This window comes from Salinimicrobium oceani, assembly GCF_012037645.1.
This window is the reverse complement of sequence record NZ_JAAVJR010000003.1, coordinates 15,204-33,918: the sequence shown is the minus strand read 5'-3', so window position 1 is coordinate 33,918 and position 18,715 is coordinate 15,204. Positions and strand designations below refer to the sequence as shown.

Below are 18,715 nucleotides of genomic sequence, written 5' to 3'. Positions count from 1 at the left end.
TACGGAGGGGGAAGATAAGGAATTTTCAAATTTCAGGAAATGCCGAACCTGGGGAAGGAGGTATAGAAAATGAAAAAACCCCCAGGAAATCCCCTGAAGGTTTTTGCGTCAAACACCCTGTTAAAATAAAGAACGATCCACTTTTACGTGTTTTACCCCATCATAAAATTACAGAAGCCGTGCCCTACCAAAACTTCTCTATGGATCTGTTCCTGTCCATTTCAACACTTTGACGCTGCTAAGATAGATAGGCGATCGCTGCCATAAAATACCCCTAAAAGGGTATTTTTTGCTTTTTACAGTGAAAATCTGGAAAAAAAGCTAGAAGTAATACTACTAAACTGGATTGCGTTTATCTTAATTGGTATAAAGTAGTAACTAAGACTCCTTTAAAACCTGGGGCAGGGACAGATAAAAACTGTCTTTCTTCTTTGACCTGCAAGTTAAATGGTGGTGCGGTAAGCTTTACGCCACTGTGTTTTTTTAACCTGATCCCCTGCCCGGAGATAATATTCTTGTTGGGTTCAAAATCACCTTCTGGTAAATGTTCGGTCAGGATAATGTATTTGAACTGATATAATTTTTCTGCCACGCAATGAATTTCAGCATTTGATAAATGCTGCAACACCTGCCTTAAAATCGCGCAATCTCCAGGAGGAAGGTCAGCGGTGGCAATATCGAAAGCGCGGAATTCAAGATTGGCTGCTGTGAATTCCTTTTTGTTCCGCGATATAAGTTCCGGGACTATATCTACAGCGATGTACTTTGTACAATACTTTACCAGTTCTTTTCCCACATTAAAATCTCCGCACCCAAGGTCGCAAACTGTTGGCGGACTGTCAAAACCATTTAGAAATTCTGATACTACTGCTATATAAGGGTTCACTGTTTCAGAATGATGGGAGCCTGCACCGGAATAGAATTCAGTATCCATGCCGCCCCACAGATTTTGTTCATAGATCTGCGCCATAGCAGCTTTTGTTGGCCAGGGCTTTTTTATATTTTTATGGCTTGTCATTTATAATTGTCAAAAATAGCATTTTTGAGAGGTAATCTTTCAAGCACCAAATTTCAAATATAAATATCTCCCGATCCTGAATTTTGAATATTAAATTTTGAATCCGGATTCCAGACGCCGTCAGTTCGAGTGATTTTTGCAGGAGCGAAGCGGATGAAAAAAATGTTTTGGGAACAGAGGCGTACGGAATAGTAGGCAGTGCGCAGTGATCAGTCAGCAGTTAAAATCAAGAATGCTAATTCTATATCCTGAATAATATTGCCGTCAGTTCGAGTGATTTTTACTGAGCGGAAGCGAAAGGAAAAATTGTATCGAGAACAGAGGCGACATTGAAACTCCCGTGTTCTCGATACTAATCTGCCCCTGCTATCGCTGGTCCAGATTCACTCGAACTGACGGGAGAAAATTTTAAATTTTAAATTTTGAATCCGGAATCCAGACGCTGTCAGTTCGAGTTTTTTGCCTGAGCAATAGCGAAGGCAAAAAGTATCTAGAACAGAGGCGACTGAAATACTCCCGTGTTCTCGATACTTTTTCCTCAATGCTTCCGCATTGATGAAAACACTCGAACTGACGGGAGGAGAGTCAAAAATAGCATTTTTGGGAGGTATTCTTTTAAGCACCAAATTTCAAATATAAATATCTCCCGATCCTGAATTTTAAATTTTAAATTCTGAATCCGGAATGCAACCGCCGTCAGTTCGAGTTTTTTGGCTGAGCAATAGCGAAGGCAAAAAGTATCGAGAACAGAGGCGACTGAAATACTCCCGTGTTCTCGATACTTTTTCCTCAATGCTCCCGCATTGATGAAAACACTCGAACTGACGGGAGGAGAGTCAAAAATAGCATTTTTGGGAGGTATTCTTTTAAGCACTAATTTCAAATATAAATATCTCCCGATCCTGAATTTTGAATTTTAAATTTTGAATCCGGAATGCAACCGCTGTCAGTTCGAGTGATTTTTGCAGGAGCGGAGCGGATGAAAAAATTGTATTGAGAACAGAGGCGAAATACCCGGATGAAGTTTTTCCCCTACATTTGGCGCTACTCAAAATGTGATGAGAAGAGGTTTAGATAAATATAGAAATAGTGCTTTTGGAAGGTTCGTATCTCGTAATCAAAAATACGCTCCCATTATTTTTTTTATGGGAGGTTTTATTTTTGATACTTTGACCTTAGGGCGAATAGATCGGGTATATGATACGGTTGTACTTTGTTCGCATATGACCTTATTGTCCATAACGCTTTATTTATACAATACTGTGGAAAATGACAGGTGGGAAGGTGCTTTTATCAGACGCTATTCTGAATATTTTCCGTTAGCCATACAGTTCTTCTTTGGCGCCCTTTCAAGTGCTTTTGTTATCTATTTCTTCAGAAGTGTGTCCATGTCAAAAACTATGTTTTTTTTCATACTGCTGGTGCTGCTCTTGTTTGCAAACGAGTTTCTTAAGAAGAAGATCTCCAATAAATACCTTCAGTTTAGTGTTTATTTTTTTATAAGTTTTACCTTTTTCGCTTTTATGATTCCCACGCTGATCAAGGAAATGAATACCTTTATTTTCATCATTTCGGGACTTGTAAGTTTGGGGAGTACGCTGGCGCTCGTCAGGTTTATTTACAGATCAAGCCCGGGCACAAGAGCTGAGATAAGTTTAAAAAAACTCATTAGTCTTATCCTGTCTATCTACATAACAATTAATGTTTTTTATACCTTCAATCTTATTCCCCCGGTGCCGCTGGCACTGGATACTGGGTTAGTGGCACATGATGTGCGAAAACTGAATAACGAATATATCGTTACTTACGAGAGGAGCCCATGGTATGTATTCTGGCGTAAATATGACACCAATTTTCATCGGCAGGCAGGTCAAAGAGCTTATGTCTTCACTTCTGTTTTTGCACCTACAGACTTAAAAAAGTCTATTTTTCATAGATGGAAATGGTACAATCCTGAGTCCGGGAAATGGGAAGTAACAGATGATATTAGTTTTAAAGTTACCGGGGGGCGTGATCTTGGTTTCCGGGGATATACTCATAAAAACAACCTTAGGGAAGGCCAGTGGAAAGTGGAAGTCATTACAGAAGAGGAACTCATACTTGGTGTTGTGGATTTTGAGATTAAAACCACTTCTGAACCTTATGAAGAAGGAATGATAAAGAAATCATTTTAAATCGAACTGACGGGTATTCAAAAATGGCATTTTGGGAAGGTATTTTTTGAAGCAGCAAATTTCCATTAAAAGCACCAATTTTCAAACATCTACCCGCCGGAGCTTTTTGCGCAGGAGGGCTAAATTCCAAATTTCAGTATCTCTTAATCTTAAATCCTGAATCTGGAATTCGGAATCTCTTTGCCGTCAGTTCGAGTGGTTTTTTCTGAGCGGGAGCGAAGGAAAAATTGTATCGAGAATAGAGGCGTACCGAAAAGTATGCAGTGCGCAGTGGTCAGGCGGCAGTTAAATCCAGAATGCTAATTCTATATCCTGAATAATATTGCTGTCAGTTCGAGTGATTTTTGCAGGAGCGAAGCGGATGAAAAAATCGTATCGAGAACAGAGGCGATTCTCAAACTCCCGTGTTCTCGATACTTTTTCCTCAATGCTTCCGCATTGATGAAAACACTCGAACTGACGGGAGGAGAGTCAAAAATAGCATTTTTGGGAGGTATTCTTTTAAGCACCAAATTTCAAATATAAATATCTCCCGATCCTGAATTTTGAATATTAAATTTTGAATCCGGAATACAAACTCCGTCAGTTCGAGTGGTTTTTACTGAGCGGAAGCGAAAGGAAAAATTGTATCGAGAACAGAGGCGTACCGAAAAGTAGGCAGTGCGCAGTGGTCAGTCGGCAGTTAAATCCAGAATGCTAATTCTATATCCTGAATAATAGTGCCGTCAGTTCGAGTTGTTTTTACTGAGCGGAAGCGAAAGGAAAAATTGTATCGAGAACAGAGGTTTTGGTATTCCAGTGGTTCTGGTTGCTAAATAGTTTTATCGTAACGTTTGCTAGGATACACCTCTGAAATCGATCTCCTTAATCTATTCCTGTTCTTTTTTGCATCGCCCAAAAAAGGTACTGCGATAAATTCCAAATATAATCCGCCTGTTTTTTAGTTGGCGTAATTATATTCGAATTCCGAGTTGTTCTTCCATAAAACATAGATCAGTATAAGTAGCTTTCTTGCCACAGCTGTTACTGCTTTCTTTTTTAATTTGTTCTTATCCACTAAACGGTTATAGAATATCTTAAGATCCGGATTGTGCTGTAAAGCACTTAGCGCTGGCATATATAAAGCACTTCGGATGTAACTATTCCCTTTTTTGCTAACCCTTTGTTTTCCCTCAGTATTCCCCGACTGATGATGTTGGATGTCTAATCCGCAATAGCTCACAAGCTGTTTTGAATTACGGATCAAAGCGAATGCGTCAGTTTCTCCAAGAATGCAAATTATTGTCATAAAACTTACTCCAGGTATAGATTCTATACGTTCTACTTGATCCGCCAGAGCATCATCTTCCATTACTGTTATTCTCAACTCAGCCTCTACTTCTAATACTTGTTTTTCAAGCATTTTAATTTGACGCTTTAGTCGCTTTTGCAATGACTTCGGACATTTATAAGCAGTAGTTTTAGCATGGAGTTGGTTTTTAGCACAAACAAGTTTTGATTTTAAATCTCTGTATTCTCTGGTGAGAAATTTAATTTCTCGCATCTGGGGCGAAGGGACTTGCCAGCGATCTAATCTTCTTTCCAGACCCATTCTACTTAAGATTTGAGCATCTACATTATCTGTCTTGGTCTTGAAGTTATGGCTTTTAGAGAAATGATTGACTTTATTAGGAAGGATCACAGCTAATGATAAATCACGTCCACTCAACCAATAAGCCAGATTTTCGTAGTAGACACCAGTTGCTTCCATTACAAATAGAATTTTACTGCTGTTCCTGCCCTTTTCTACCCATCCAAGTAGATCTTCAAAGCCGTCAATACAATTTTTAAATCTTTTGACTTTAGAAAATTTGATGGCATCTCCGGTAGGGTAAAAGCCAATAATACAATCTAAAAAGTCTTTGGAAATATCAATTCCCACACTAAATTTTTCTACCTTCATAATGATGTTATTTAATGATGGCAGAAAGCTCCTTACAATCTTTTCTCGTATTTACGCGGGATGCTTTTAAAGCTCCCTAAGTACTGCTCAGATTCGGAGAAGCAAATGAAGATAGGGTATGTTTCTTTTTAACGGTATATCTATATGACTACCTGAACCAAAATATATCTCCTATCTTCACTGCCATTTTCTCCAAAGAAACTTAAATCTTAACAAACGTACGAGAACCAAAAAAGTCTAGGCTTACGAAAATATTGCTTAAATTTTCATTCGGAGCCTAAATTTTAGGAACTCGCCTCCAACAATCTTCTCTCTACAAAATTTGTTGGGCTCAAACAGCCTAAAATTTTACGGCTCGCTCATTTCAATTTTCACACAAGATTTTCGATAGGCCGCTTTAGAATTGAAGATTACCGCCGTCAGTTCGAGTGGTTTTTATTGGAGGGGAGCGGATGAAAAAATTGTATCGAGAACAGAGGCTACATTGAAACTCCCGTGTTCTCGATACTTTTTCCTCACTGCTTCCGCATTGATGAAAACACTCGAACTGACGGGAGAAAATCTTGAATTTTAAGTTCTGAATCCTGAATGATAGTGCCGTCAGTTCGAGTGGCTTTCCAGCTGCAGCGCAGGGGGAAAGCTGAATCGAGAACAGAGGCGTTTCCCAATTCCTGTCCTTCTCGAAAAAAATTGTATTCGCTGTAGCTTATAGAACTTCACTCAAGTTGACGGGAGAAAAATGTAAAATTCTTATTTTAAGGATCAAATCTGTTTCTGCCGTGAAAAAAGCGAAGAAGAAGTACATCAAATATTTCCCTATTCTGGGTTGCATATCCACCGGCCTTATCTATAGCGCTATTGGGATCATTGCCATTCTGTCCCTGCTGAGGCTCAAGGACGGCGGCGCTTCTAAAAACAGCCTTCTAGCTTATGTGCGGGATTGGCCGGGAGGTGTGCTTATCATTTGGGCCATCCTACTGGGGATGCTTTGCTATATCGTATGGCGCATCTATGAATCCTTTCGGGATCCCTATCACTACGGAAATGGCTGGAAAGGACTTGCCCGTCGTACCGGCATTGGCCTCAGCTCCTTTGCCGATGCGCTTATTGCCTATTCTGCACTGGTAGTTCTTATGGGTTCAGCGAATTTTTCTGAAGATGGCAGTGCTCAACAGCAGAGGGAAATGACAGCCAGTATGCTGGATTTTGGGTGGGGGAAATGGCTGGTCGTGGGCCTGGGTCTCTTGATTGCCGTAACTGCCGCAGTGCAATTGTTCTACGGAATTACCCGGGGATACCGGGAGCGTCTTGATATCGTGAAGTTCAGTGGAAAGAAAAAGGCGACCATCTTTTTCCTCGGCTTTACGGGCTATGTAGCCCGGGGTGTGATTCTGGGCATCATCGGTTACTTTTTCATAAAATCGGGCATTCTTAAGGATTCCGATTATGTGGTCAATACCGATAAAGCCTTCAACTTCATTGGCGATCACATTGGCAAGATCCCTTTTGCTATAGTCGCCTGCGGAATCATTTGCTACGGACTCTTCATGTTTGCATTAGGCATCACCTACGACCTGGATAACGATCCTTCAGATCCTAATTTTCATCCGAAGAAGGGGTGAAGCCTGGTCTCTGATCAGAGTGAAGGTATAGCCCTGAAGGGGCTTGATACATAACCATCACGTGAAGCGGGATGAATTAAAGAAGGCAGAATGATATAGCCCTGAAGGGGCGTAATATAGATGAACCATACATATTAGTCCCAGACATACTTCTCATTATATTCGACATTAAATTTATCCAAATAATCCCGATACTCCTCCTGAAATGTTTTCTTACGATGATGTTCATGCTGATTAGAGATGTATGCAATGACTCTGTCAATTTCCGAAGGTTTTACTGAAAAAGCCCCGTATCCATCCTGCCAGTAGAAGTTTGCATATTCCACTCCTTTGGTCTTTATCCATTTAGAGGAATGTGATTTTAATTCTTCCATCAATTTCATCAGGGCTATCTTTTTTGATAGCATACAGAGGATATGGATATGGTCGGTATAGCCACCAACTTTTATCACGTGGCACTCTAAGTTGTTGCATATCCCTCCCAGATAGCTGTGCAGTTCCTGTTCTACGGGAGGTAGGATTAATGGAGCACGATGTTTTGTGCTGAAGATAAGATGTACATAATTTTTTACGAGAGATTGACCCATAGTAGTTCGTGTATTACGCCCCTTCAGGGCTACTTCGTTATGCGTTATTCTGATTAGCTACACCCATCGTTAGGGTATTACGCCAGGGCTTACTTAAGATACGCCTTTTTCCGATGGGCTTCACCCATCGTTAAGCTATTACGCCAGGGCTTACTTAAGATACGCCTTTTTCTGATGGGCTTCACCCATCGTTAAGCTATCTCGCCCCTTCGAGGCTTTACTGAAGTTACGCTTTTTCTAAGGGGATGCCTCCATTAAAGGTTTACTATTATATAGCCCTGAAGGGGCGAACTATACTAACAGCCCGTGAAGCGGGATGGATTAAGTATAGCAAAGTGATAGCCCTGCAGGGGCGTAATACGTCAGCCCTGCAGGGGCGTAATAGGTCAGCCCTGAAGGGGCGTAATAATTCCGCTAAGCCTCCATCGGCCAGTCCCTGTACTGACCCTCCGCCTGTTCAATTACCTCTTTCAACAAATTATCCAGTTCCGAAAATGGCACTTTTCCCCGCAATTCTTTTTTCACCGCCAACCTAATCGCGGCACGGGCGTCTTCTTTTTTGGTCCAGTCGAGCTGCAGGTTTTTCTTGACGGAGTCAACTACTTTATGCACCAGGTCCTGGATGGGGCCGGATTGGTTGAGGAGCTTTTCGTTGGCCGATAACAGGTCATAGAATGCCAGTTCGTCTTCAGATAAACCGAGTTGCCTGGTCCTGATATCATCCTGCTGAAATTCATTGGCGATGTCCAGCAAATGCTTGATGGCGGCTATGGAATCCAAAGAATTCCGGTGGTAATTGCTCAGTACTTTTTCCAGCTCTTCTTTCAGCTTCCGCATCCGGCGGATGTTCTTGGGCATTCGCACCCTTATCTCGTCATTGATGATCCTGCGCAGCAGTTCAACTTTGATGTTCTCGTCGCCTTTTTCCTTTACAATGGCCTGGAAGCGGTCATCTATTATGGAAATATCGATCTTATCCAGGTTGTACATTTTTGCCAGGTCTACAATTTCCTGAGATTCCAGAGATTTGCTTATCAGGTCTTTTATCTTTTCATTCTTTTCCCTGCGCGGACCGGGAGGGAATTTGATCTGTCTTATGATCTTTCTTATTTTTTGAACTACGGCTATTTCTTCCTGTTTATCCCAAATTCTGGGGTCGGAACTGGTCATTGCAACCAATTCAGAAAGCTTGCGTTCTTCCAGCAGGAAATTGTCAGTAACAGCATCATTTTTTAGAAGCTGGTCTACTACTTTTTTTGGCCATTTCAGTCTTTCAAGATTGGTCATTTGATCAAGTTCCTCCAGGGTAAATCCACCTATCAAATCTTTCACTTTCTCCAACTGCTCCAGGCAAATTTCTACCGCAGCTTCAAGATCCAATGTGGGTTTTCCTTCCCCACCTCCGGCGGTGTATTTTTTGGTGGCTTCGGCAAGGAAGCCGGAGATGCCTATGAAATCCACTACGAGTCCGTTGGGTTTGTCTTTAAAAACCCTGTTCACCCTTGCAATGGCCTGCATCAGGTTATGGCCTTTCATTATCTTATCCACATACATCGTATGGGCGCAGGGGGCATCAAATCCCGTGAGCCACATATCGCGAACGATCACAATTTGCAGCGGATCCTCGGGCGTGCGGAAACGTTTTTTAATGGCTTCCATCGCATCTTTGGTCCGTATGTGTGGATTCCAGTCTGTGGGATCTTTGCTGATGTTCCCGGTCATTATCACGGCACTTTCAGGGCAGCCTTCCAGCGCGGTGAGGGCATTGTACATTTTTACGCAGTTCTTGCGGCTCATACACACGATCATCGCTTTGCCTTCCAGGCTTTCGGTCCTGGCCTTAAAATGGGTGAGGATGTCTTTGGCAACCCTTTCCACGCGGTCCACAGCCCCGGCGGCATCTTCTATCGCGGCCCAAACGGCATTGTTCTCCTCGTCTTCATCTTCTTCCATTTCATCCAGCTCCTTATCATATTTGGCTTTGATGTTGAGCGGAACCATTTTTGGCTCGTAATAAATGGGCACCGTGGCACCGTCTTCCACGGCCTGTTTGATGTCGTAGGTGTGAATGGTGGGGCCAAAAACCTGCTGGGTATCGGCATCTTTGCCATCTACGGGAGTTCCGGTGAAGCCTATAAAGGAGGCATTGGGTAAGGCGCGTCTTATGTTCTGCGCAAAGCCGCCGCTATGGAACCCGTACTGGGTGCGGTGGGCTTCATCTGCCATCACGATAAGGTTGGTACGTTCAGAAAGTACCGGGTGGGAGAGCTCTTTTCCCGAAGCCAGTTCTTTTAACCGAAATTTCTCAATGGTGGTAAAGATCACCCCGCCGCCATCGGTGCTCAGCAGGGCCCGCAGCTCATCTGTGGTATCGGCGTGTTGTACGTGGCCCACCAGGTCTTTGCACAGCACAAAATTCTCATAGAGTTGCTGGTCCAGGTCATTGCGGTCTACCTGGATGAGGATGGTGGGATTTTTCATTTCGGGCATTTGCCTCAGGATCCCGGTAAGGATGGCCATCGAAATGCTTTTGCCAGATCCCTGCGTGTGCCAGATCACTCCCAGCCGGCCGTCGCCCTTGGGTTTAATATTTTCTACCGCAGAGTCCACCGCTTTTTTGATGCCCCAGTACTGGTGATATTTTGCCCCTTTCTTGATTATTTTCCCGTTGTGGTCTTCGTGGAAAATGAAGTTTTGCAGGTAGTTTAATAAGGTTTTCTTCGGAAATAATCCCTTCAGCAAGGTCTCCAGCTGAAGTTCCTGTTGCTGCTGAAGGTCATCCCCGTATACACTTTTCCACGGAGCAAACCACTTTAGGGAGGAATTGTACATCCCGTGCAGGGTTTCCAGCCCATCTGAAACTACCGTGATGGCATTGTAATCAAACAGCTGCGGAATATCCTGAAAGTAATGCCCAATTTGCCGGTGCGCGTTTTCCACGCCCACTTCGGGATCAAACATATTCTTGAATTCAAAAACAATGAGCGGAAGTCCGTTGATGAAAACGAGCAGATCTGTGCGGCGGCTGTTCTTGCCAATGATCTTCACTTCATCTGCACACACAAATGTATTTTTCTCAGGTTCACTGTAATTGATAGGGTAGAGGTGCCGGGCCTGTTCCTTGCCAGAAGCATCTTTCCAGGTAATGGAAACCCCCTGGGTCATCTTAAGATGAAAATCGCGGTTACGGTGATCGAGATCCATTCCCTCGTGCTGCGTAAAAGCTGAAAGTGCTTCGTTAATGGCGGTGCCAGGTACGCCGGGATAGGAGCTCACTAAAAATTCCCGAAGATCCTCCTCCAAAACCACCTTTTTGAGATCCCGCTGCAGGGAATTGCCTTCTTTATAAGTGTACCCCAACTCCTTGAGGCACTCTATGGCCGCCTTTTGTACCGTGATCTCGATCATTTGTGTCATAAGACTTCAGATAAGGTTTTCTCCGCATCTTTCACGCGGACTTCCCCGCTGATGAGTTTTGGCAGTAAGGTATCGCGGAGTTTGGTTAAGGTTTGGTTTTCCAAGGCATTCTGATTAATACTTTCGTAATAAGGAAGTGTAATGTTGTTGAATTTTACGTTTACTTCTTTATTTGGAACTACAACTTTAGCTGATTTTATAGCATTTGTTGAAAGATTTACTTGAACCCCACTATTTGCCTGACTTCTTAAACGCTGAATAAAGTCTGAGCTGTTGGTGAGCAAAAACACATATGGATAATCTATTCCACAATTGTTTGCTACACGAAGTAGACCGACCCGCTGATTTACAATAAATTTATTGTTTTCGTTCATCAAAGCAGTATGTCCTAGAATTGTCATATTGTCTTTCATATCGGTCATACTCATAAGAATATCACCGGTTCTCAAAATAAATTTATCTAATCCTTTACAGTCCCTTTTTTTAATCCAACTTTTGGTTCCATCAGCCTTCAAACCACCCCCTTTTTGGATATGACCCATTTTAAAAATATGAAAGGTGTCTGGTTCTTCCTCTTTAAGAAGTTGCTTGCTTTTAAAAGCATATCCATTGGAAAATTTGATTATATCTTCCAATTGTTTCACTTCCCATCCCTTCGGAATTTCCCCCAATTCTGAATCTACAAATTCCCCATCCTGAAAAGGCCCAAAATCAACAAACCAGTGCTTGTATAAAGCCATTGCCATTTCTTCCAGGGTTTTGTTCATCTGGAGGTTGAGCTCGATCTTATCGTCTAAAGCTGAAAGGATGGAGGCGATGGATTTTTGTTCTGAAATATTTGGTAGAGAAAAAGAGAAATTAAAAATATCAGTTAGTTTAATACTGGCCTGATTAGCACTTCCTTGGGCAGAATGCACGATGTACTTGAGGAAGGTCTTTGATTTCATCAAATAATAAATGAATTTCTGATCAAACTTCTCAGGATTTTTAGTCCTTAAGCGAACAGCATTTTGATTTAAAAGTGATCCGTCGGCTTCTTGAGGAACTTTGATGACCTTTCCCACAACAGAGGCATAATTAGGAGGCCAGGATCCAACGGTAGCAATAACAATGTCATTAAATTGAATCTTAAACCTTTCGTAAGAGCTTGCGAGATCAATATCAATTTTGTTACAAGTTGAGATATCTATGGAATTATCTGTAGTGTCAGAAACTCTAACGATAATTGCTCCACTGTTTTGATACCATTTTGATTTAAAGGCAAAACCTTTTTGATGCTCTATGAGGTTTCCAAGGTTATATGTTTTCCAATTCTCTGGCATTGGCTATGTTTATTTCTTTTAAATACTCATTTATAACTAGTGGCGAGATTGCGAACGTGATTGACCGCAGGACAATCAGCTAAGCTATGTAAGCTTGCTGTATAAAATTGCGACTGATTTAAGCATTCTTTATTATATTTAGTTCTATTAACTGAATTTCCCACTGAAAATTAAAAATGTGGCAAAACTCAATTGAAGATTTCCTATAAATAATCTAACATAACAGATTTATTATTAGCATTAAAAACCTCTTCTAATGGTAATTGATCTTTGGTGAATTTTTCGAGCAATTCTGTATAAAAGCTTCTATCTAAAAATCCTGAGATTTCAAAGATTGCATTTTCATTGAGTTTTGAGCTTATAAATGAAACCAAATACTTAAAACCGTCTATGCAGGCATAACAACATTGAAGAGCTGAATTATTAAAATTTAGGAGCTGGTAAGCATACAAAAAATCGGAAATGTTTTCACGTCGATTCATCCACCCCCAATCTGATATAATTTTATCAAATTGTTTATCCCAGTTCTTACTATATTCTAGTGATTCCTTGGGATTTTCAACATTGAATAAATTATCCATGCCAAGCTTTTCTATTTTTTTTGATTTTCTTTTAAATTCTTGATTCCCACCTAACTCTTTGGGGAAATCGATAATTATACATTTCGATTTGGGAATTTTTGTTTTTTCAATTTTACCATTTTTCAGTGCTGAGAAAAGGACATTCTTTCGTCTTATTTTGCATTTATTTATGTCTAGAACTATTAGTTCAAACCCATAGAATTGTTTAGTGTCATTTGTATACCAACTGACTATTTCTATTATCACCCTTCCATTATAAATCAAGTTCTTAACCCAGTCTCCAATTGCTCTTGTAATAACTGTATAATCATTTCTATAATGTCCCCGTTGAGAATACAATAAAATAGTTTTTATAAAATTATCTGTACAGTTCTCAAATTTTATAGATTCTGTAAACATTCTTTCCTTGGATAAAGAAGGATCTGCTCTGTTTGCTAAATTTCTTAAATAGATCGTTTTGAATTTTGAGCGATCAAGAAAATTCTCTTCTTTGCTTTCAAAAACCCGATCGCTTTCAAAACTTAATCTATCATTAAATCCGTTACCCTTTCCGGATACTTGTGTGTGGTCGAGTAAAGGTAATTTTTGATGGAATCTAATTTCTTTCCATAACCCTTCTGAGAGTTTTTCCATATTCTGTTTCCTTAATTTTAGCTTCTTTCAAAACAATACGTGTTCTTAGAAAGTATTCTATAAAGAATTGATCTAAGTCACCTTTAAATCCAAAATGGTCGTCAAAACTTTTAGCAATTGCTTCTAAGTAAAAATCGTTGATATCACTATAAAACACTTTAGAAGGAAAATGATGATGTTTAACCATTTTACTCTTAATGAAATTTTTCTCTTTCATATATGCTTCAAATTTTCTTTTTCTTTCAAACTCTCGAACATATGAGGAATTACCTAATCCCATTAAAGAGTTCTGAAAGTAATTATAGATGGCCAATAATTTTTGCCAATAACTAGCCTCTTTAATTTTTAGTGTTATAAATAATTCGTTCCAAAACTCTATGAGCTCATCAATCAAATCGTTTCTCTTCCCAGCTCTTAACACAAAGAATGTAAATGACCAAACTTCAAATAAATCGATTACCAGCGGGTATATTTTAGCACTTAGATATTGAATGTTCTCAGAATTAATCTTTCTTTCTAATTTATTTATATAAATAAAATTATACCGTATAAAGCTTTTTGTAAATACATATAGATCGTCTGGAGACTTAGATGTAGCAATTTCTATTATATTGTTTACTAAAATATTATAAACGGTTCCAAATAAGTCTGGGAAATTTTCTATTTCTGTATCAGCACTAACATATCCTATTTCCCAAATTCCTTGAATTAAATCTTCATTTAAATTTTCAATCTTATTTTTAATACTCTCTTTTTGGAATTTTTGAGCGTCAAAGTTCACAAAAATTTCTTCCTCAGTTAATACGGCAATTAAATTGGAACTTACGTCAATCCCGTGGATTGTTTTATTTTCTATATCTAAGCTATCAAGCAAAAAGGATAAACATTGTAGGTCATATTTATTTTCTTTGAGTAGAAGATCTTTTACTTCCTTAACTAATTTAATTGATTTCTCTACTAGGAAGGATAAATGTTTTACGATTATTTCTGCAAATTCTAATTTTAATAAGTTATTTGTATAGGATAATGGTGTTACTATTTCACCTAGTAAGTCCTTTTCATTCTTAAGTTTATTTTGATGTTCGTCTATCCAAATTCTTAGTTTATAAGGAATAGATGTCACATTTTCAAAGTTTTCAAAACTATGCACTTTAAGACTTAGATCTTTTATGTTCCTAGCCGTAATAAGATTACTAGAATTATAATTCAGGCCAATAAAGTAGTTAATCAATAGATTGCTGAAGTTTGTAACCAATTGTAAGTTGTAAGAAATATTACCCTTGTATTCATTTGGCTTCAGGTTCTCTTTTAGAAAAGCGTAAAGGTTTTCAAAATAAGTATCGAATAAATCAATATCCATTTGATAAGAGAATGTTTGTACAAATTTTGCTTGTTGGCTCAATACTTTCCATTTCTCATTATCATCTTTTATTAATTTGAATAGCATAAATTGACTCTGAATAATAAGCTTGTCAATATGATTAAAATCTTCAATAGTTTCTGGAAATAACGATCTGCTTGAATTGCTAAAGACTTGATATTCGCTACTGGTAGCTTCTTCCCAAGTTTTATGTCGATAAATCTGAACGTGCCATTTTCTATTTGATGGAAAAGTTTGTTTTAATCTATAGTAGAATAGAGAAAAATCTAATAAACTTCTTGATATTCCATCCAAAGAAGTATTTCTAAAATTGGTTAGGGATGATTCTTCAATTATCAGTTTAATAAATTCTAATTTAGACTTTACAGATGTAAGAGAATTGTTGGAAGCCTTTGAATAGAAAATCTTTCGATTTTTATATGTTCTATTAAAAATTGTATACGCTTCATTTAGAATATCAGCAACGAGAATACTCTCGTTGAAAAATATCATTGATAACCTTCCGAAGTAAATAAAAGAACTTATACAAATTATGACAGAAAACGTAAATATAGAGGCACTAATTAAAGTTGGATTGAAACCAAACACCAAAGTTAATTGAAAAAGTATTGAAGAAATTACCATTATAGCTAAAAGAGAAAAGTATCTCTTAATAGTTTTTTGTTCAATCATTTTCAAACTAATATTATAGTGCATATTTGCATACTTCGTTGTAATGATGTTCAAAAAACTAGTGTAGAATAAACCAAATATAACTCCTAAAACTCCTGCACTAATTACAATTACATCCTTAAAAAAATCAATGAATTTCAATCCAAATTTCTCATTGATAATTTCAATTAATAGATGAATTTGATTAAATGGTTCGAAATAGGAGGATTTCAAATGTTCTAATAGAATCCGTGCTATACTATCTATTAGAATAAGTATTAGAACATAACCTGCCGAAAAGATTAAAATTTTGCTGCTCTGCTTTAGCATCAAATTTAAAAATGCTTTCGCATCGCTAAACTCTATACTTTTATCGTAAGCTGTTAATTTTATTTTGTTCAATAGATTCTTTTTAGAGAATAAATTTTGCGATAAATCATATAACCGTTAAACCTCAAAAATCTCATACGCATTAAGCACAACATCCTTAATTAAAACAATGCGAACTGGCGAGCGTGATTTTCCGCAGGACAATTAACGAAATTGGCGAGGACGGACCTTTTTATTGAGAAAGGTTTCAGCATTGCTTTTCATAGGATACAGTTTTGTGCATTGTTATAACTCTTCTAAATATTCTTCTAACGCCAAAAACGCTTTTCCAGTTTTGTTCAGTTTTAAATTTAGTCGATATAAACCTGCTTCACCACTAACTACTTTATAGGGATATATTTTGAAAGTATGTAGCCAATCCTTTGAATAAATCATATATACGCTGTCTTCAAAATTCTCAGCATAAAATTCTTTATCATTTTCAAAATCAGCCCAGGGAAATAATTTAGCAATATGATCTTGTAATTTTAGATTATAAAAATGTTTCCATTCTCTTACTACTTCTTCTTTCCCATCTTTTATAAGAATTACAGAAAACTGTCCTCTTCCTAAACTTTTGTTATGCCATTCCTCGGTATAAATATTAATTTTATCTCCATTTTCAATGAATTTCATAAGCTCCTTATCAAAGAATAGTTTATTTATTTTTTCATCTATTGATTTTGAAGACAAAATTTCAAGAATTCGGAACTTCGTTTTTGTTTGGTTTAATAAATTGGTTTTAGGTATCCCAACTTTCCAACCTTTTTTAGTTTCTTCTACAGTAGATTTATCAATGTATTGCCAGAATGTTGTTTCTGAGTCTGGTAAATGACCAATTAATAATACAGGGAGTGAATGGTTTATCCAATAATTATAATGAGTATTATCTAAGTAGAAAGTATAAAAATCATCAGTTTCATAAAAGTGACTTGGTCCAGTTTTTATCTGAACTCCAATTAGTTTTCCGGTAGGACCTTTACTGTCTACAGTTTCAATATGAGCATCGATGCCCATATCAATGATAGGCTGTTCACGAAAAATCCATTTAAAAGTTTTCAAAAAAATTGATTCTACTGCGTTTACGCCTAATCTTTCTGTTTCAGAATATCTATCTGCCATTTGAATAATTATACCTTACTGTTTTTTAGATTTACTTTTTGTTGATCTTTCTCAAGAGCGATGTGGGTTGTTAATTTTAATTTTTTTTCTCTCTCTCGTGTCGATGAATATTTGCACGAATCATTACCATTTAATATTCTTCGTCCATATTTCAAGGTTATTTCAAAGAATCTTATCAAAATTGGCTTTAATCTTTTCCTTCAACTCTTCTCCCTTTTCAAACTGCTCCAGCAATTCAGTTTTTAAAGTTTGCATCTTTTCTTCAAAAGGGATTCCGTCATCCTCTTCAGCTTCGGTTCCTACATAAATGCCCGGGGTGAGTTTGTAATCTTGTTTTTGTACATCAGTAATTGTTGCTGCTTTTGAGAAACCTTCGATGTCAACGTACCCTTCGACGGGGCTCAGGGTGACATCTTGCGGGGTTACATTGCGCCACTTGTGGTAGGTTTCAGCAATTTTATTAATATCATCATCACTAAAAACCCTCAATTTTCTGCTGGCCATTGTGCCCATTTTAGAGGCGTCCAGGAACAGGATCTCGTTGTTGCGTTCGCGGTGGGTGCCGTCTTTTCCGTCGCGGTTTTTGCTCAGGATGAAAAGGCAGGCGGGGATCCCGGTGGTGAGGAACAGCTTATCGGGCAGGCGAACTATGGCATCTATCATAGAATTGTCTACCATATGCTGCCGCACGTTTTTCTCTCCCTTGTTGTTGGAGGTCATCGCGCCGTTTGCCATTACAATTCCGGCAGTTCCCGTGTCGCTTAAATGGTGCCAGAAGGTTTGCATCCACATATAATTGGCGCTGCCATCTGTAGTGAATTCTTCTTTAGGACCAAATAACCGGGGATCGCCATCGGGCAGATCTTCAGGATGCCAGTTACTCACATTAAATGGCGGATTGGCAATGATATAGTCGGCTTTCAGGTTTGGGAATTTGTCATCAAGCAAAGAATTTCCCAGTTTAATATCAAAAGAAAGGTCCCGCAGCATCAGGTTCATCAGGCACAAGCGCAAAGTTTGTGCGGTCATTTCCTGCCCATAGATCGCGATGTCTTTTTTGTTTCCGCCGTGTTCTTTAATAAACTTCAAACTCTGCACAAACATACCGCCACTCCCGCAAGCGGGGTCGAAGATGCGGCCTTTGTAAGGCTCCAATAGTTCCACCAGCAGCCTTACAATACTTCCCGGCGTAAAGAACTGCCCCGCACCCGAGCCTTCAGCCATTGCAAAGCGGCCGATATAATATTCATAGATCCGGCCCAGGATATCGCTTTCGGGATTTTCCTTTTCAGAAAATTTGGGGTGGGAAAGCAGGTTGATGATTCCGCCGGTTTGTTTGGGAGAAAGTTCACTCCGCACAAAGATCCGCGGCAAAATATTTACCAGCTGGGCATTGTACCCCGTTAGAAGTTCCTGGATCACATCAAAGGCATCATCCACCTTCACCTTGATATCATCCTGCTCGGCATTGTCTTTTAGATATTGCCAGGAAGCGGTTTCCGGAATTTTGAAGGTATTCCGAGAACGGTATTCATCCCGGTCCTCCAGGACGTAATTGATCTCCTCGGTATCTGTAGTGTAATAATCAGATTCAGGATCATTAAGCTGCTCCTTCAGTTCCTCACGCACCACCTCATAGCGCTCGCTAAGGTGCTTTACGAAAACAAGGGGAAGGACGTAGTTTTTATAGTTATTCTCAGATACCGCGCCGCGCAATTCGTTCGCCGCATCCCAGAGTTCTTTTTCAAAATCAATGTCTGCTTTTGCCATGTATAAATGGAAAGGTTTGGTTGTAAAAGCTGGATCAGAAGTAGGGGGGCGATCCAGAACGGGAAAGTTAGTTAATTTTCTTAACATTCTTTTAGGGGAGGACTTTCTTTTAGATCGGTAATTAAA

11 protein-coding genes are annotated in these 18,715 nt (G+C 39.1%); 2 read left to right on the top strand and 9 right to left on the bottom strand.

The genetic code is table 11. The features are described from left to right. Positions 1-352 precede the first annotated feature (352 nt). Positions 353-970 (bottom strand): class I SAM-dependent methyltransferase, encoded by a 618-nt coding sequence (locus HC175_RS05940; protein ID WP_235942534.1) that lies wholly within the window; start codon positions 968-970, stop codon positions 353-355. 1,106 nt (positions 971-2,076) lie between these two features. Here HC175_RS05940 and HC175_RS05935 point away from each other — a divergent pair. Next, positions 2,077-3,192: a DUF2914 domain-containing protein gene (locus HC175_RS05935; protein WP_168137576.1), complete on the top strand. Its 1,116-nt coding sequence runs from the start codon at positions 2,077-2,079 to the stop codon at positions 3,190-3,192. 940 nt (positions 3,193-4,132) lie between these two features. On the opposite strand, the gene HC175_RS05930 is transcribed toward HC175_RS05935, so the two are convergent. Further along, positions 4,133-5,134 (bottom strand): IS110 family RNA-guided transposase, encoded by a 1,002-nt coding sequence (locus tag HC175_RS05930; protein ID WP_168137575.1) that lies wholly within the window; start codon positions 5,132-5,134, stop codon positions 4,133-4,135. Between the two features lie 779 nt (positions 5,135-5,913). On the opposite strand from HC175_RS05930, the gene HC175_RS05925 reads away from it, so the two are divergent. Next, a complete protein-coding gene (locus tag HC175_RS05925; RefSeq protein WP_168137574.1) occupies positions 5,914-6,756 on the top strand; it encodes a DUF1206 domain-containing protein in 843 nt (280 codons plus the stop codon). 134 nt (positions 6,757-6,890) lie between these two features. Here the strand turns inward: HC175_RS05925 and tnpA are convergent, their stop codons facing one another. The 7 genes from tnpA to HC175_RS05890 all read right to left on the bottom strand — a co-directional run bounded on the left by tnpA (position 6,891) and on the right by HC175_RS05890 (position 18,589). After that, the gene (gene tnpA, locus HC175_RS05920; RefSeq protein WP_168137573.1) at positions 6,891-7,343 is read right to left on the bottom strand and encodes an IS200/IS605 family transposase; all 453 of its coding nucleotides are present in this window, start codon (positions 7,341-7,343) and stop codon (positions 6,891-6,893) included. A 414-nt stretch (positions 7,344-7,757) separates the two neighbouring features. Continuing rightward, positions 7,758-10,760 (bottom strand): type I restriction endonuclease subunit R, encoded by a 3,003-nt coding sequence (locus HC175_RS05915; protein WP_168137572.1) that lies wholly within the window; start codon positions 10,758-10,760, stop codon positions 7,758-7,760. Beyond that, complete coding sequence (locus HC175_RS05910) at positions 10,757-12,082, bottom strand: restriction endonuclease subunit S (protein WP_168137571.1); 1,326 nt, start codon at positions 12,080-12,082, stop codon at positions 10,757-10,759. The genes HC175_RS05915 and HC175_RS05910 overlap by 4 nt, the downstream gene beginning before the upstream one ends. 203 nt (positions 12,083-12,285) lie before the next feature. Further along, on the bottom strand, positions 12,286-13,296 hold the full coding sequence (locus tag HC175_RS05905; protein ID WP_168137570.1) for a hypothetical protein: 1,011 nt from the start codon (positions 13,294-13,296) through the stop codon (positions 12,286-12,288). Beyond that, on the bottom strand, positions 13,259-15,730 hold the full coding sequence (locus HC175_RS05900; protein WP_168137569.1) for a hypothetical protein: 2,472 nt from the start codon (positions 15,728-15,730) through the stop codon (positions 13,259-13,261). Before HC175_RS05900 ends, HC175_RS05905 begins: the two co-directional genes overlap by 38 nt. A 213-nt stretch (positions 15,731-15,943) precedes the next feature. Next, positions 15,944-16,819, bottom strand: coding sequence for a DUF4365 domain-containing protein (locus tag HC175_RS05895; RefSeq protein ID WP_168137568.1), 876 nt, complete (start codon positions 16,817-16,819; stop codon positions 15,944-15,946). A gap of 162 nt (positions 16,820-16,981) precedes the next feature. Then, positions 16,982-18,589, bottom strand: coding sequence for a type I restriction-modification system subunit M (locus HC175_RS05890; protein ID WP_168137567.1), 1,608 nt, complete (start codon positions 18,587-18,589; stop codon positions 16,982-16,984). Positions 18,590-18,715 lie beyond the last annotated feature (126 nt).

Excerpts from the sequence above, each read along its gene's own strand:
- HC175_RS05940 (WP_235942534.1), bottom strand. The coding sequence starts at position 970 with ATGGCGCAGATCTATGAACAAAATCTGTGGGGCGGCATGGATACTGAA.
- HC175_RS05935 (WP_168137576.1), top strand. The coding sequence starts at position 2,077 with ATGAGAAGAGGTTTAGATAAATATAGAAATAGTGCTTTTGGAAGGTTC.
- HC175_RS05930 (WP_168137575.1), bottom strand. The coding sequence starts at position 5,134 with ATGAAGGTAGAAAAATTTAGTGTGGGAATTGATATTTCCAAAGACTTT.
- tnpA (WP_168137573.1), bottom strand. The coding sequence starts at position 7,343 with ATGGGTCAATCTCTCGTAAAAAATTATGTACATCTTATCTTCAGCACA.
- HC175_RS05915 (WP_168137572.1), bottom strand. The coding sequence starts at position 10,760 with ATGACACAAATGATCGAGATCACGGTACAAAAGGCGGCCATAGAGTGC.
- HC175_RS05910 (WP_168137571.1), bottom strand. The coding sequence starts at position 12,082 with ATGCCAGAGAATTGGAAAACATATAACCTTGGAAACCTCATAGAGCAT.
- HC175_RS05905 (WP_168137570.1), bottom strand. The coding sequence starts at position 13,296 with ATGGAAAAACTCTCAGAAGGGTTATGGAAAGAAATTAGATTCCATCAA.
- HC175_RS05895 (WP_168137568.1), bottom strand. The coding sequence starts at position 16,819 with ATGGCAGATAGATATTCTGAAACAGAAAGATTAGGCGTAAACGCAGTA.
- HC175_RS05890 (WP_168137567.1), bottom strand. The coding sequence starts at position 18,589 with ATGGCAAAAGCAGACATTGATTTTGAAAAAGAACTCTGGGATGCGGCG.